The 14,560-nt window shown below is 73.5% G+C and carries 12 protein-coding genes; 5 read left to right on the forward strand and 7 right to left on the reverse strand.

The genetic code is table 11. From position 1 onward, the window contains the following. Positions 1-291: 291 nt before the first annotated feature. Positions 292-1,467, reverse strand: coding sequence for a DUF3103 family protein (locus E4099_RS01630; protein WP_135337069.1), 1,176 nt, complete (start codon positions 1,465-1,467; stop codon positions 292-294). Positions 1,468-1,850: 383 nt separating this feature from the next. Here E4099_RS01630 and E4099_RS01635 point away from each other — a divergent pair, with 383 nt between their 5' ends. Both E4099_RS01635 and E4099_RS01640 read left to right on the forward strand, forming a co-directional pair. Beyond that, the gene (locus tag E4099_RS01635) at positions 1,851-2,732 is read left to right on the forward strand and encodes an RNA polymerase sigma-70 factor (protein ID WP_135337085.1); all 882 of its coding nucleotides are present in this window, start codon (positions 1,851-1,853) and stop codon (positions 2,730-2,732) included. 282 nt (positions 2,733-3,014) lie between these two features. Further along, positions 3,015-3,395, forward strand: a complete 381-nt coding sequence (locus E4099_RS01640) for a VOC family protein (protein WP_135337070.1) — start codon at positions 3,015-3,017, stop codon at positions 3,393-3,395. A gap of 188 nt (positions 3,396-3,583) precedes the next feature. Here the strand turns inward: E4099_RS01640 and hypE are convergent, their stop codons facing one another. The 6 genes from hypE to hypA all read right to left on the reverse strand — a co-directional run bounded on the left by hypE (position 3,584) and on the right by hypA (position 9,630). Further along, on the reverse strand, positions 3,584-4,573 hold the full coding sequence (gene hypE, locus E4099_RS01645) for a hydrogenase expression/formation protein HypE (RefSeq protein WP_135337086.1): 990 nt from the start codon (positions 4,571-4,573) through the stop codon (positions 3,584-3,586). Positions 4,574-4,643: 70 nt separating this feature from the next. Continuing rightward, on the reverse strand, positions 4,644-5,777 hold the full coding sequence (hypD, locus tag E4099_RS01650; RefSeq protein ID WP_135337071.1) for a hydrogenase formation protein HypD: 1,134 nt from the start codon (positions 5,775-5,777) through the stop codon (positions 4,644-4,646). After that, a complete protein-coding gene (locus E4099_RS01655; RefSeq protein WP_135337072.1) occupies positions 5,774-6,100 on the reverse strand; it encodes a HypC/HybG/HupF family hydrogenase formation chaperone in 327 nt (108 codons plus the stop codon). Before E4099_RS01655 ends, hypD begins: the two co-directional genes overlap by 4 nt. A 22-nt stretch (positions 6,101-6,122) precedes the next feature. Continuing rightward, entirely contained in the window at positions 6,123-8,513 is a 2,391-nt protein-coding gene (hypF, locus tag E4099_RS01660; protein ID WP_209446499.1) for a carbamoyltransferase HypF, read from the reverse strand. Next, on the reverse strand, positions 8,510-9,229 hold the full coding sequence (hypB, locus tag E4099_RS01665; RefSeq protein ID WP_135337073.1) for a hydrogenase nickel incorporation protein HypB: 720 nt from the start codon (positions 9,227-9,229) through the stop codon (positions 8,510-8,512). Before hypB ends, hypF begins: the two co-directional genes overlap by 4 nt. Then, entirely contained in the window at positions 9,229-9,630 is a 402-nt protein-coding gene (gene hypA / locus E4099_RS01670; RefSeq protein WP_135337074.1) for a hydrogenase maturation nickel metallochaperone HypA, read from the reverse strand. Before hypA ends, hypB begins: the two co-directional genes overlap by 1 nt. Positions 9,631-9,833: 203 nt before the next feature. On the opposite strand from hypA, the gene E4099_RS01675 reads away from it, so the two are divergent. The 3 genes from E4099_RS01675 to E4099_RS01685 all read left to right on the forward strand — a co-directional run bounded on the left by E4099_RS01675 (position 9,834) and on the right by E4099_RS01685 (position 14,560). Then, positions 9,834-11,570 carry an enoyl-CoA hydratase-related protein gene (locus tag E4099_RS01675; RefSeq protein ID WP_135337075.1) on the forward strand — a complete coding sequence of 579 codons (1,737 nt, stop codon included), beginning with the start codon at positions 9,834-9,836 and terminating at the stop codon, positions 11,568-11,570. Positions 11,571-11,673: 103 nt separating this feature from the next. After that, positions 11,674-12,738 carry an NADH-quinone oxidoreductase subunit B family protein gene (locus E4099_RS01680; protein WP_245244488.1) on the forward strand — a complete coding sequence of 355 codons (1,065 nt, stop codon included), beginning with the start codon at positions 11,674-11,676 and terminating at the stop codon, positions 12,736-12,738. A 34-nt stretch (positions 12,739-12,772) separates the two neighbouring features. Further along, positions 12,773-14,560 (forward strand): nickel-dependent hydrogenase large subunit, encoded by a 1,788-nt coding sequence (locus E4099_RS01685; protein WP_135337077.1) that lies wholly within the window; start codon positions 12,773-12,775, stop codon positions 14,558-14,560.

A 14,560-nucleotide genomic window follows, 5' to 3' on the forward strand; every position in this document is an offset into this window, starting at 1 on the left:
GGCCGGGTGGGCATCGCGACCAGCGGAGCGGGACCGCGGCGAAGGCGGGCGGTGGTGGATGGACCAGGCGGTCTTTGGCACCGCGAGCGAGATATCGCCGGACGGGCGGCTTCGGCCACGTGTCGCCCGGGTGGCCGTCGGCGAGGCATGCGGCGCGAGCCTGCCCGATCCGCGAGGCGAGGCGGGACGGGTGGGGGGCTTGTACGCGGCCGGCTTCCGGCGCCGCTGACTCCACCTACCGAAGGGCCGGCGGGAACGCGCCTCCCGCAGGCCCCGATGAGTCCTCGTGCGTCAGAGCTGCTGTACGAAGTAGGGCTCGACGGTCATCCACCCGTTGCCCCGGGCGCCGTGGTACGTGCCCTTGTTGCTCTGGGCCAGGGTGTACCAGGAGTCCACGTAGTCCGGGTCGTCGGTCCACCAGTCGTCCGGCATGGCGTCCAGGATCGCGTTCACCAGCGGGATGTAGGCACCCTGGTCGGTGATGGTGAGCAGCGCCGCGGCGATCGCCTTGGCGAGGTCGCGGTAGTTGGTGCTGCCGTCCTCCTCCATCATCACGGCGTCGGCCAGGTTGTACTTGTAGTTCGACCAGTTGACCAGGATCTGGTTGGGCCGGTAGACCGTGCCGTCCTTGTCGAGATACGGCATGTCCACGGGGTCGACCCGGACCTTGCCGTCCTGGCCGAAGCCGCTGACCAGGGTGTAGATCTCGGCGTCGCCCTTGATCCAGGGCTCCTCGTCGTCGGACAGCTCGACCGCGGTGATCTTCGTGGTCCAGAAGCCGGCGGTGGCGGCCGCCTGCTGCGTGGCCGAGGTGTTCACCGCCTCGGGCGCCGCGGACGGCACGCCCTGCTTCACCAGCTCCTCACGCAGCACGTCCATGCCGGCGGCCAGCGCCTCGGAGCTGTCGATGTCGACCACGTACACCGGCCGGGTGGGCGCCTTGCCGGCGTCCAGGCTGTGGGCGCGGCCCTGGCTGTCGTAGGCGGTGACGGTGGTGGCGTCGTCGTCCGAGACGGCCGCGGCGACCCAGGGGGCCGTGCCGGATGACAGCGAGGCGCGCATCGAGCGGTCCCCGAGGCGCAGCCGCAGCAGCGGGCCGGTCTTCTCGCTCAGGCCCTTGGCCTCGGCGATCTGACGGTCGGCAGCGGCGAGTTGGCTCTTCAGCGAGCCGCCGGCCTGTTCGGTGACGGACACCTCGGAGGAGTTCAGGGCGGCCGTTCGCAGACGCGTGCTCCACGCCGTGTCGCCGAGCGAGCGCGCGATGGCCTGCGCCGCCTGGTCCTGGGCGGTGGTGACGGCGGCCGCGGTGGCGGAGGGGGAGTGGGCCGCGCGGACGGCCGCCGGCTCGGAGGCCGGGGCCGCGGTGGCCGAGGCGGCGGCGGTCAGGGTCTGGGCCGCGCAGAGGGCGACCAGGGTGGCCGCGGCGGCGGTGAGGGTGCCGCGTCGCCGGGTATGACGAGGTCTCACGGGGATCGATCCTCCTGGATGGGGGGTGGTCGGTGACGTGCCGGCACGGGTGGTGCCGGGTGGTGCCGGGTGGGACGGGAGTGGAGCCGGAACGAACCCGGAACCGGGTCTCGCAGGGGATCTATGCGAGTAGATGGACTCCGTAGGCGTCATCATGACCGGGACATGCCATGCGCACAAGGTCTTCGCGGCGCGGACGGGCGAACTTCGCACCCTTTCACGGGAGATGGCGCGATCCGGGAGGGTCGGTGGCCGCACGAGGCCGTTGACAGGGGGATGCCTCCGGACGGATCCCGGTACCGCCCGCGCGGCCGCGGGTCCCGCCGTGGCTGGACAACCCGTGCGGTATCCGCTGGGATGGCCCGGTGACCTCCGCCGACACCATGACCGACGTCTTCCAGGAGCACCGCCCGATCCTGATGGGCGTGGCCTACCGGATGCTGGGCGGCGTGGCGGACGCGGAGGACATCGTGCAGGAGACCTGGCTGCGCTGGTCCACCGCCGACCACCAAACCGTCCGCGACCCGCGCGGATTCCTGGTGCGGATCACCACCCGGCTGTCCATCGACCGGCTGCGGCTGGCGCGTACGCACCGTGAGTCCTACGTCGGCCCCTGGCTGCCCGAGCCACTGATCACCGACTTCGACTCCACCGCCTCGGACTCCGCCGAGCGCGCCGTGCTCGCCGACACCGTCTCCTTCGCCGTCCTGGTGGTGCTGGAATCCCTGTCGCCCCTGGAGCGCGCGGTGTTCGTCCTCCGGGAGGCGTTCGGCTTTCCCTACGGCGAGATCGCCGCGGCCCTGGACCGCACCGAGGCCGCCGTTCGGCAACTGGCCGGGCGGGCCCGGCGGCATGTCGCCGAACGCAAGCCCCGCTATGCCGTCGACCCCGTGCAGCAGCGGGAACTCACCGACCGGTTCATCGCGGCGGCCGCCGGCGGCGACCTGGCCCGACTGCTCGCCCTCCTCGCCCCCGACGTCCGGCTCGTCGGCGACGGCGGGGGCAGCGCCCAGGCTCCGGTCCGCGTCCTGGAGACCGCCGACCACGTCGGCCGCTTCCTGGCCGGGGCCGCCGGCCGCCTGCCCGGCGCCGAACTCCGGCTCGTCGAACTCAACGGCCGCCCCGGCGGGCTGGTCCTGCTCGACGGGAAGCCGGAGATGGCCTTCGGCCTCGATGTCGCGGACGGGGCGGTCCAGTGCGTCTACATCGTGCGCAACCCGGAGAAACTCCGGGGAATGGCGGACGCCTTGGACCGCATGCCGTGAGGCGTGCCCCCGCGTCGACCGCCTGCCGTGGGGCGTGCCCCCGCGCCGACCGCTTGCCCTGAGGCGTGCCCCCGCGCCGACCGCTTGCCCCGAGGCGTGCCCCCGCGTCGACCGCATGCCGTGAGTCACGGCCTCGCGCCGACCACCCGCCGCCTCCCGGGACCGAGCCGCGACTCCACGGTACTTCGAGCGGCTGTTCGCCTCTCGGCTGTCGGTTTCGCCTGCGCCACTCGACGCCACGGTGAAGACTGGCCATCACGTCACATGAAAGGAAGCGCCGTTGTGGACTACCGCCTCGAACTGATCCCGCTCCCGGTCACCGATGTCGACCGCGCCAAAACCTTCTACGCCGACCGGCTCGGCTTCACGGTCGACCTCGACTTCAGCCCGAGCGAGGAGTTCCGCGTCGTCCAGTTGACGCCACCGGGGTCGGCCTGTTCGATCAGCATCGGCGTGGGCCTCGTCGGCACGCCTCCGGGCTCGGTCCAGGGACTGCACCTGGTCGTCGACGACATCCACGCCGCACGGGCCGAGCTGGTGGGGCGCGGAGTCGAGGTGGCCGAGGTGGTGGACATGGGCGCGCCGGGCAAGCCGACCGTCTCCTACGCGGCGTTCACCGACCCGGACGGCAACGGCTGGACCCTGCAGCAACTCCCCACGTGAGCCGCTGCCCGGCGGGGGCGGCCCCGGACGGGACCGGTGACGCGCCCCGCGGCTCGAACCGCTCAGCGGATCCGCGGTGGACGGTGCGGCGGCGATCGCCTCCACCGATCCCCGTCCGGACCAGGCGCGGGCCGCGGCGGCCCGGGGAGCGGTGGGGCCGTGTGGCGCGCCCCCGGAGGGGGAAGCGGTCAGCAGATGCGGGGGAGCTGCTCTCCCAGGGGGAGGTCCACCACCCGGGTGCCGCCGAGGCCGGTGCGGGCCACCACCATCCCGGGGTGGTCGGCGACGCATTCGCCGATCACCGCGGCATGGGCGCCGTGCGGGTGGGCACGCATCGCCTCCAGCACCGCGTCGGCGTGCTCGCGGGGGACGAAGGCCACCAGGCGGCCCTCGTTGGCGACGTACAGCGGGTCCAGCCCGAGGAATCCGCAGGCGGCGGCGACGGCTTCGGGCACGGGCACGGCGCTGTCCGTCAGGGCGACGCCGGTGCCCGAGGCGGTGGCGATCTCGTTGAGGGAGGCGGCCAGGCCGCCGCGGGTCGGATCGCGCAGGACGTGCAGGTCCGCGGTGACCGCGAGCATGGCCTCGACCAGTCCGCCCAGCGGCGCGGTGTCGCTGACCACCTCGGAGCCGAACTCCAGGCCGTCGCGGACGCTCATGATGGCGATGCCGTGCATGCCGATCGGACCGCTGACGATGACCACGTCGCCCGGCGTGGCGCGCTGCGGGCGGATGTCGACGCCCTCGGGGATCAGCCCGATGCCCGAGGTGTTCAGGTAGACGCCGTCGCCGTGCCCGGCCTCCACCACCTTGGTGTCGCCGGTGACGACGGTGACCCCCGCCGCGGCCGCGGCGGCGCCGATGGACTGGGCCACCCGCCGCACCGTGGCCAGCGGGACGCCCTCCTCCAGGATGAACGCGCAGGACAGGTGGGCGGGGCGGGCGCCGCTCATCGCCAGGTCGTTGACGGTGCCGTTGACCGCCAGGTCGCCGATGCCGCCACCAGGGAAGAAGAGCGGCCGCACCACATAGGAGTCGGTGGAGAAGGCCAGGCGCGCCGATCCCAGCGACAGGGCGGCCGAGTCGCCCAGCCCGGCCAGTACCGCGTTGCCGTAGGCGGGCGCGAAGACCTCCCGCATCAGCTCGGCGGAGAGCGTGCCGCCGCCGCCGTGCCCCATCACCACCACCTGCTGGTCGCGCAGCGGGGCCGGGCAGCTCCATGCCGCCGGGTCCAGCGGTGCCGTCGCCTCAGCCAACGATGCTCGCCTCCTCGGGTGCGGCGGGCGCGGGGGCCGCGGCCAGCCGGCGGTACAGGTAGTAGGCGGCGCAGGCACCCTCGGAGGAGACCATGGTGGCGCCCAGCGGTGTGCGCGGTGTGCAGGTGGTGCCGAAGGCCTCGCACTCGTTCGGCTTGATCAGCCCCTGCAGCACCTCGCCGCTGCGGCAGAGCGCCGACTCGCGGGTGCGCACCCCGGTCACGTCGAAGCGGTACTCCGCGTCGAAGTCCCGGTAGGCCTCGGCGAGTCGCCAGCCGCTGCGCGGGATGGTGCCGATGCCGCGCCAGGCGCGGTCGCTCACCTCGAAGACCTCCTCGATCATGCGCAGCGCCCCGGGGTTGCCCTCGGCGCGGACCGCCCGCGGATAGGCGTTCTCCACCCGGTGCTCGCCGCGCTCCAGCTGCCGCACCACGCGGCGTACGCCCTCCAGGATGTCCAGCGGTTCGAAGCCGGTCACCACGATGGGCACCCGGTACCGCTCCGCCAGCGAGGGGTACTCGGTGGTGCCCATCACGCTGCACACGTGGCCGGCCGCCAGGAATGCCTGCACCCGGCATTCGGGCGCGTCCATGATGGCCTCGATGGCCGGAGGAACCCGTACGTGGGACACCAGCAGGCTGAAGTTGCGCAGGCCCTGGCGCCGGGCCTGGTGCACGGTCATCGCGTTGGCCGGGGCGGTGGTCTCGAAGCCGATGCCGAAGAACACCACCTGGCGGTCGGGGTTGCGCCGCGCGATGTCCAGGGCGTCGAGGGGGGAGTAGACCACCCGTACGTCCCCGCCCTCGCCGCGGACCCGGAACAGGTCGCGGTCGGTGCCCGGTACCCGCAGCATGTCGCCGAAGGAGCAGAAGACGACCCCGGGGCGGGAGGCGATCTCCAGGGCCTTGTCGATCACCTCCAGCGGGGTGACGCACACCGGGCAGCCGGGCCCGTGGATCAACTCCACGGTGTCCGGCAGGAGCTGGTCGATGCCGTGGCGGATGATCGAGTGGGTCTGGCCGCCGCAGACCTCCATCATCGCCCAGGGCCGGGTCGCCGTGGCATGGATGTCCTCCAGCAGCCGGCGGGCCAGATCCGGGTCGTTGAACTCCTGGATGTACTTCATCGCACGACCTCCTGTGTGGCGTCCCCGGTGTCCCCGTCGGGGTGCGGCATACCGGCCTCCTCGGCCGCCCGCTCCCACGCGTCGCCGAACTCCTCCTCCATCAGCCCCAGTCGTGCGAAGAGGTCCAAGGAGGCTCGGGCGGACTCCTCGTCCAGCCGCTGGAGGGCGAAGCCGACGTGCACGATGACGTACTCGCCCTCCCGGGCCTCGGGCACATAGTCCAGGCACACGGTCTTCAGCACCCCGCCGAAGTCCACCTGGGCCATGCGCGCACCGTCGCGTTCCTCGGTACTCACCACCTTGCCCGGTACTGCCAGGCACATGGCGTCCTCCCTTCCTCGCCGGTCACCTTCCGCTCCCCGCTGTCTCGGCCCGGGCCGCCACCATCAACTGGCCCAGCGCCAGGCCCCCGTCGCCGGGCGGCACCTCGCGGTGGCGCAGCACCTCCAGGCCGGCCGCCGCCAGGAGGTCGGCGCACTCCTGGTCCAGGAGCGCGTTGGCGAACACCCCGCCGGTGAGCGCCACCGCGCGCACCCCGGTCTCCCGGTGGACCCGCACGCACACCTCGGTGACGGCGGCGGCCACCGCGCGGTGGAAGCGGGCCGCGATCACCGCGGTCGGCACGGCGCCGCGCAGGTCGGCGATGACCGCGCGCAGCACGGGCGCGGTCTCCAGCACGGTGGCCCGGGCGGCCCCCGGCCGACCGGCGGTCCGGAGGGTGAAGCGGTAGGCGCCGGTGCGCTCGGACCAGGCCGTGCGGGCGGCCGCCTCCAACTCCACCGCGGCCTGCGCCTCGTAGTCCGCCCGGTGGCAGACCCCCGCCAGCGAGGAGATCGCGTCGAACAGCCGCCCCATGCTGGAGGTGGGAACGCACCCCAGACCGCGCTCCAACTGGCGCCCCAGCACCTGCCGTTCGGTGTCCTGGCAGGCGGCGACACAGGGCAGGTCGGCATCCCACGGCAGGCCGGCCGCGTGCAGCCGGGCCAGCGCCACCCGGCAGGGATTGGCGACCCCCGCGTCACCGCCGGGCAGCGGGGCGTACGCCAGATGGGCCAGGCGGCGGTAGCCCGCGTAGTCGGCCAGCAGCACCTCGCCGCCCCAGATGGCGGTGTCGTCGCCGTAGCCGGTGCCGTCGAAGGCGACCCCGATCACCGGGGCCGTACCGGTGAGCCCGTGCTCGGCCATGGCCGAGGCGATGTGCGCGTGGTGGTGCTGCACCAGGCGCAGCGGCCGGCCGGCCGTGTGCTCGCGGGCCCAGCGCGTGGTGTGGTAGCCGGGGTGGCGGTCGGCGGCCAGCAGCGTCGGCGCCACCCCGGTGAGGGTGCGCAGCCGCCGCTCGCCGTGCTCGAAGGCGCGTACCGCGGCCAGCTCGCCCATGTCGCCGATGTGCGGGGAGAACCAGGCGCTGTGCTCCTCACCCAGGCACAGGGTGTTCTTGAGGTCGCCGCCGACCGCGAGCGCCGGGCGGACGGGCAGCGGCAGCGCGACGGGGCGCGGGGCGTAACCGCGCGATCGGCGCAGCACCAGCTCGTGGCCGTCGGCCGTCACCCGCACCACGGAGTCGTCGCACGGCCCCTCGATGGCACGGTCGTGGGTGAGCCAGGCGTCGGCCAGGCCGGCCAGCCGGTCCAGGGCCTCGGCGTCATCGGTGACGATCGGCTCGCCGGAGCGGTTGCCGCTGGTCATGACGAGTGTCCGCGGGCCCGGCGGGTCGCCCGGCAGGCCGAACAGCAGCTGGTGCAGCGGGGTGTAGGGCAGCAGCACGCCGATGTCGGGGCTGCCCGGGCAGACCCCGGGGGCCAGTGCCCGCTCGGTCCCGGACCGGCGGCGCAGCAGCACGATGGGCCGGTGCGGGCCGGTGAGGGCGGCGCGTTCGGCGGGGCCGACCTCGGCCAGGCCCTCGGCGGTGGCCAGGTCCGCGCACATCACGGCGAACGGCCGGGCGGCGCGGTGCTTGCGGGCGCGCAGGGCGGCGACCGCCCGCGGATCGGCGGCGTCGCAGGCCAGGTGGTAGCCGCCCAGGCCCTTGACGGCGAGCACCGCGCCGCCCGCCAGCAGCCGGCGGGCCGCCTCCAGCGCCCGGCCGCCGGTCACCCGCTCCGGGTCCGGGGCGCCTGTGCCGTCCACGGCGCGGACGAGGGTGAGCCGGGGGCCGCAGTCCGGGCAGGCCACGGGCTGGGCGTGGAAGCGGCGGTCGGCCGGGTCGCGGTACTCCGCGGCGCACGCCGGGCACAGGGGGAAGGCGGCCATGGTGGTGGCGTCCCGGTCGTAGGGCAGCCGGGTGACGATGGTGAGCCGGGGGCCGCAGTGGGTGCAGGTGATGAAGGGGTGGCGGTACCGGCGGTCGGCCGGGTCGGCCAGCTCGCGCAGGCACTCCTGGCAGGTGGCGGTGTCCGGGGGCAGCTGGGTGCGGCCCTCGCCCTGTTCGGAGGGGCGGATGGCGAAGCCGCCGGTCCCGCGGGCGGGGACCTCCTCGGCGGTGAGGCCGGTGACCTGCGACAGCGGGGGCCGCTCCGCCCGCAGCCGGCGGCGGAACTCCGCCAGGGCCCCGGGCGGCCCCTCGGCCTCGATGAACACCCCGCCCGCCGCGTTGCCGACGAAGCCGGACAGCGCCAGCTCGGTGGCCAGGCGGTGGACGAAGGGCCGGAAGCCGACGCCCTGCACCACCCCGCGCACCGTCAACCGCACCCGGCGGGCGACGGCCTGGGCCACCGGCCCGTCCAGCGTGCTGGTCATGACGGCACGGCCGGGTGGACGGCGTGGTGCCGGGCGTCGAGCACCGGACGGTGCGGCGGGGCGCCCTCGCAGACGGCCAGCACGCGCTTCACGAGGGTGTCGACGCCCTGGCCGGTACGGGCCGAGGTACGCACCACCTCCACACCGGGGTTGACCTGCCCCAGGTGGGCGGTGAACGCCGCCGCGTCGAAGCCGGCGGCCTGGGCCAGGTCGGTCTTGGTCAGCGCCACCAGATGGGCGGAGCCGAAGGCCGTGGGGTACTTGACCGGCTTGTCCTCGCCCTCGGTCACCGACATCAGGGCGATCCGCAGGGTCTCGCCCAGGTCGTAGGAGGCGGGGCAGACCAGGTTGCCGACGTTCTCCACGAACAGCAGCCGGGTGCCGTCCGGAAGCCAGCCGTCGAGGTGGCCGCGTACCTGCTCGGCCTCCAGATGGCACAGTCCGCCGGTGAGGACCTGCTTCACCGGCGCCCCCGAGGCGGCCAGCCGGCGGGCGTCGTTCTCGGTCGCCAGGTCGGCGGTGATCGCGGCCACCGGCACCCCGCGCTCGCGGACGCGGCGCAGCACCAGCGTCAGCAGCTCGGTCTTGCCGCTGCCCGGGCTGGACAGCAGGTTGACCACGCGGACCCCGCGGGCCGCCAGCTCGGTGCGCAGGGTGTCGGCCAGGGCGTGGTTCTTGGCCAGCACCGCCTGGCGCAGGTCGACGTTCCGGCACATCACGGGCCTCCTTCCGATCCCAAGGTGGATGCCGCCAGGGCGGGGCAGGCGGCGGCCGGCGGCAGTCGGACCGCGGCGATCTCCAGCTCCCGCCCGGCGACCACCGTCGTGGCGGCGTCCGGGCAGCGCGGGCAGCCCAGCCGGGGCGGGGTGCCGACGGCGAACTCGGTGCGGCAGCCCTCGCACAGCGCGCGAGCAGGCACCTCCTCGATCACCAGCTCGGCCGCGGCCAGCGGGGTGCCCTGGGCGGCCACCTCGAGGGAGAACCGCAGGGCGTCGGGGACCACGCCCGCCAGCTGACCGACCCGCAGCTGCACCGCCTCGACCGACGCGGCGCCGTGCTCCCGGGCGACCTCCTCGACGGTCTCGACGACGGCCAGCGCGATCGACAGTTCGTGCATGGCTCCCGACGGTAGGCACCGGGCGGGGCGGTTCCGCACGGGCCGGGCGCGGGCAGCGGTGTTTTCCCCGGTTTTTCCCCCGCGTGGCCCAAAACCGCGCCGGGCGGCGCGCGCGTCGGCGGCCCGGCGAGCGCGGTCCGGGGGAGCATCGCCATCCGCGCGGCCGGGCAGCGCCGCGGACCTCGAGCACCCGGGGAGAGAGCGTGACCATCCTGCTTGTCGCCAGTGCCTTCAACAGCCTGACGCAGCGCGTCTTCTGCGCCCTGGCCGACCGCGGGCACCGGGTGGCCGTGGAACTGGCACTGGGCGACGAGGCGCTGCGGCAGGCGGTGCGCCGCCACGACCCGCGGCTCATCCTGGCGCCGATGCTCACCACCGCCATCCCCGAGGACATCTGGTCCGCCCGCCCCTGCCTGATCGTGCACCCCGGGCCGCCGGGGGACCGCGGGCCGTCCTCGCTGGACCGGGCGGTCCGGGAGGGCGCCACCCGCTGGGGGGTGACGGTGCTCCAGGCCGAGGCCGAGATGGACGCCGGCCCGGTGTGGGCCTCGGCCTCCTGCCCGGTGCCGCCGGTCGGCAAGAGCGATCTGTACCGGGGCGAGCTGGCCGACGCCGCGCTGGAGGCGGTGCTGACCGCCGTCGAGCGGTTCGACTCCGGTACGTACACCCCCCGTCGGCAGCCGCCGGAGGCCGACGGGACCTTCCCCGCCCGGCCCCTGCTGCGCCAGGCCGAGCGGCGGATCGACTGGGCCGCCGACCCCACCGAGGCGGTGCTGCGCGAGCTGCGGGCGGCCGACTCCCAACCCGGGGTGCTGGACGCCTTCCTGGGCGGTGAGTGGTTTCTGCACGGCGGCCACCCGGAGGACCGGCTGACGGGCCGGCCGGGCGAGGTGGTGGCCACCCGGCACGGGGCGATCTGCCGGGCCACCGTCGACGGTGCGGTGTGGATCCCGCAGCTGCGGCCCCGCCGCCGGCCGCAGGGTCCGCGGACGTACCCGCTGCCGGCCACCACGGTGCTCGGGGACCGGCTGCGCGGGGTGCCCGAGGCCCCCTGCGGCCTGTGGCCGGTCGAGGACCACCGGACCTGGCAGGACATCACCTACACCGAGCAGGGGCCGGTCGGCTTCCTGCGCTTCACCCATCCGGGCGGCGCGATGTGCGCCCAGCGGTGCAGACGGCTGCTGCACGCCTACGCCTTCGCCTGCTCCCGGCCCACCGAGGTGCTGGTGCTCGGCGGCCCGCGGGACTTCTTCTCCAACGGGATCCACCTGGGGGTCATCGAGGCGGCCGCCGACCCGGCCGTCGAGTCCTGGACGAACATCCAGGCCATGGACGACCTGGTGGAGGCGGTGCTGCGGACCACCGACCGGCTGGTCGTCGCGGCCCTGTGCGGCAACGCCGCGGCGGGCGGGGCGATGCTGGCGCTGGCCGCGGACGAGGTGTGGTGCCGCGCCGGGGCGGTACTCAACCCGCACTACCGGCTGATGGGGCTGTACGGGGCGGAGTTCTGGACGTACACCCTGCCGCGCCGGGTGGGGGACCGCATGGCCGAGCGGCTGACCCAGCGGGCACTGCCGGTGAGCGCGGCGCGCGCCCAGGAGATCGGCCTGGTGGACCGGGTCCTGGAATGCGCCGTCGGGGACTTCGCCGGGGAGGTCGCCCGGATGGCCGCCCGGCTGGCCGCCGGCGCCGGGCTGCGCTCCCGGATCGGCGCCAAGAAGGCCGCCCGGGAGCGGGACGAGGCGGCCAGGCCACTGGGCGCCTACCGGGCCGCGGAGCTGGAGCGGATGCGGGAGGTCTTCTTCGACCCCACGGCGCCGTATCACGCGCTCCGGTCGGCCTTCGTGACCAAGCGGCGCCCGGAGCGGACCCCGGACCATCTGGTGGAAACTCCCACCGACCCCATGTGTCCGAATGGTCGTACATCGCGAATTATGTAAATGTTTGTGGGGTGAGCCCGGGGCCGCCGGGCAGCGATGGACGCCGCACCCGCCGCTCCTCGGCGGCCGCGTCCGCGTACGACCGTCCGGAAGGAAGGCTCCCGTGACCGCTTCCGCGAGCACCGGCACGCAGGCCCCCGGCGGGGTGGAGGAAGTCCATATCCTGTGGACCTCGGAGGGCATGAGCTGCGACGGCGACACCGTCTCCGTCACGGCCGCCTCGCTCCCGAGCCTGGAGGACGTGGTACTCGGCGCCATCCCCGGGCTGCCCAGGGTCCACCTCCACAACAAGGTCCTGGCCTACGAGACCGGCGAGGACTTCCTGCGCGCCTTCCGCCAGGCCGCACGCGACGAGCTGGGCCCGTTCGTCCTGGTCGTGGAGGGCTCGATCCCCAACGAGCGGATCAACGGCGACGGCTACTGGACCTCCATGGGCAACGACCCGGACACCGGGGAGCCCATCACCTTCAACCAGTGGATCGAGCAACTGGCGCCGAAGGCCTTCGCGGTGATCGCCGTGGGCACCTGCGCCGCCTACGGCGGCATCCACGCCATGGCGGGCAACCCGACCGGCTGCATGGGACTGGCCGACTTCCTCGGCTGGGACTTCCGCTCGGCCGGCGGGCTGCCGATCGTCAACGTGCCCGGCTGCCCGGTGCAGCCCGACAACTTCATGGAGACCGTCACCTGGCTGCTGTACCAGGCCGCCGGGCTGGCGCCGCCCATCCCGCTGGACGAGCAGCTGCGGCCGACCTGGCTGTTCGGCAAGACGGTGCACGAGGGCTGCGACCGGGCGGCCTACTACGAGCAGGGCGACTTCGCCAAGGACTACAACTCGCCCAAGTGCCAGGTGAAGGTCGGCTGCTGGGGGCCGGTGGTCAACTGCAACGTCACCAAGCGCGGCTGGATGGACGGGATCGGCGGCTGCCCGAACGTCGGCGGCATCTGCATCGGCTGCACCATGCCGGGGTTCCCCGACAAGTTCATGCCCTTCATGGACGAGCCGCCGGGCGGCTCCCTGTCCTCGGCCATCCTGGGGCACTCCTACGGCCCGCTCATCCGGACCCTGCGGTCCATCACCAACCGCACGGTCAACCACGAACCCAAGTGGCGCCACAACCGCTCCCAGCTGACCTCCGGCTACGCGCCGCGCTGGCCCCGCCACTGACGAAACCCCCGCCAGACCAGGACAGGACCCCGCCGTGACGAGCAGCCAGACCGCACCACCCGCCTCCCGCACCCTCACGGAGGTGGCGTTCGACCCCATCACCCGGATCGTCGGCAACCTGGGCATCTACACCAAGATCGACTTCGCCAACCGCGAGGTGGTCGAGTGCCGCTCCACCTCGTCGATCTTCCGGGGCTACAGCGTCTTCATGAAGGGCAAGGACCCCCGGGACGCCCACTTCATCACCAGCCGGATCTGCGGCATCTGCGGTGACAACCACGCCACCTGCTCGGTGTACGCGCAGAACATGGCCTACGGGGTGAAGCCGCCGCCGCTGGCCGACTGGATCATCAACCTCGGCGAAGCGGCCGAGTACATGTTCGACCACACGATCTTCCAGGACAACATGGTCTTCGTCGACTACTGCGAACGCATGGTCAAGGAGACCAACCCCGGGGTGCTGGAGCGCGCCGAACGCACCCCGGCCCCCCGCGGCGACCTGCACGGGCACAAGACCATCGCCGACATCATGCGCTCCTACAACCCCTTCGAGGGCGAGACCTACAAGCAGGCGCTGGTGATGAGCCGCCTCACCCGGGAGATGATCTGCCTGATGGAGGGGCGGCACGTGCACCCCTCCACCCTGTACCCGGGCGGCGTCGGCACGGTGGCCACCCCCCAGGTCTTCACCGACTACCTGGTGCGGCTCACCCGCTGCCTGGACTTCGTCAAGCGCGCGGTCGCCATGAACGACGACGTCTTCGACTTCTTCTACGAGGCCCTGCCCGGCTACGAGGAGGTCGGGCGCCGCCGCACCCTCCTCGGCTGCTGGGGCGCCTTCCAGGACCCCGAGATCGTCGACTACGACTACCGGCGGATGAACGAGTGGGGCAACCGCATGTTCGTCACCCCCGGCATCGTCGTCGACAACCGGCTGGTCACCACCGACCTGGTCGACATCAACCTGGGCATGCGCATCCTGCTCGGCAGCTCCTACTACCAGGACTGGGTCGGCGAGGAGACCTTCGTCGACAAGGACCCCCTGGGCAACCCGGTGGACCAGCGGCACCCCTGGAACCAGACCACCCTGCCCGCGCCGCAGAAGCGCGACCTGGACGGCGGCAAGTACAGCTGGGTGATGAGCCCCCGGTGGTTCGACAAGCGCACCGGGGACCACCTCGCCCTGGACACCGGCGGCGGACCCATCGCCCGGCTGTGGGCCACCGCGCTCGCCGGCAAGGTCCGCACCCCCTATGTGCGCTCCACCGGCACCAGCGTGGAGATCGACCTGCCCAAGACGCCGGCCACCCCCGAGACCCGACTGGTGTGGAAGCCGCCGGAGTTCCCCAACACCATCGAGCGCAACCGGGCCCGGATGTACTTCGTCGCCTACGCCGCCGGCATGGCCCTGTACTTCGTCGAACAGGCCATGGCGGAGGTACGGGCCGGCCGCACCAAGGTCTTCCAGGACTTCACCGTGCCGAAGGACGGCATCGGCGTGGGCTTCCACGAGGCCGTCCGCGGCGTGCTCTCGCACCACCTGGTCATCCGGGACGGCAAGATCGCCAACTACCACCCGTACCCGCCGACACCGTGGAACGCCAGCCCCCGGGACAGCTACGGCACCCCCGGCCCCTACGAGGACGCCGTCCAGGGCTGCCCCATCTTCGAGGAGAACGGCCCGGACGGCTTCAAGGGCATCGACATCATGCGCACCGTGCGCAGCTTCGACCCCTGCCTGCCCTGCGGCGTCCACATGTACCTGGGCGGCGGACGGACCCTGACCACCACCCACTCGCCGACCTTCGGCGCCGTCTCCTAG

The organism is Streptomyces palmae, from assembly GCF_004684805.1.
GTDB classification, from domain to species: Bacteria; Actinomycetota; Actinomycetes; order Streptomycetales; family Streptomycetaceae; genus Streptomyces; species Streptomyces palmae.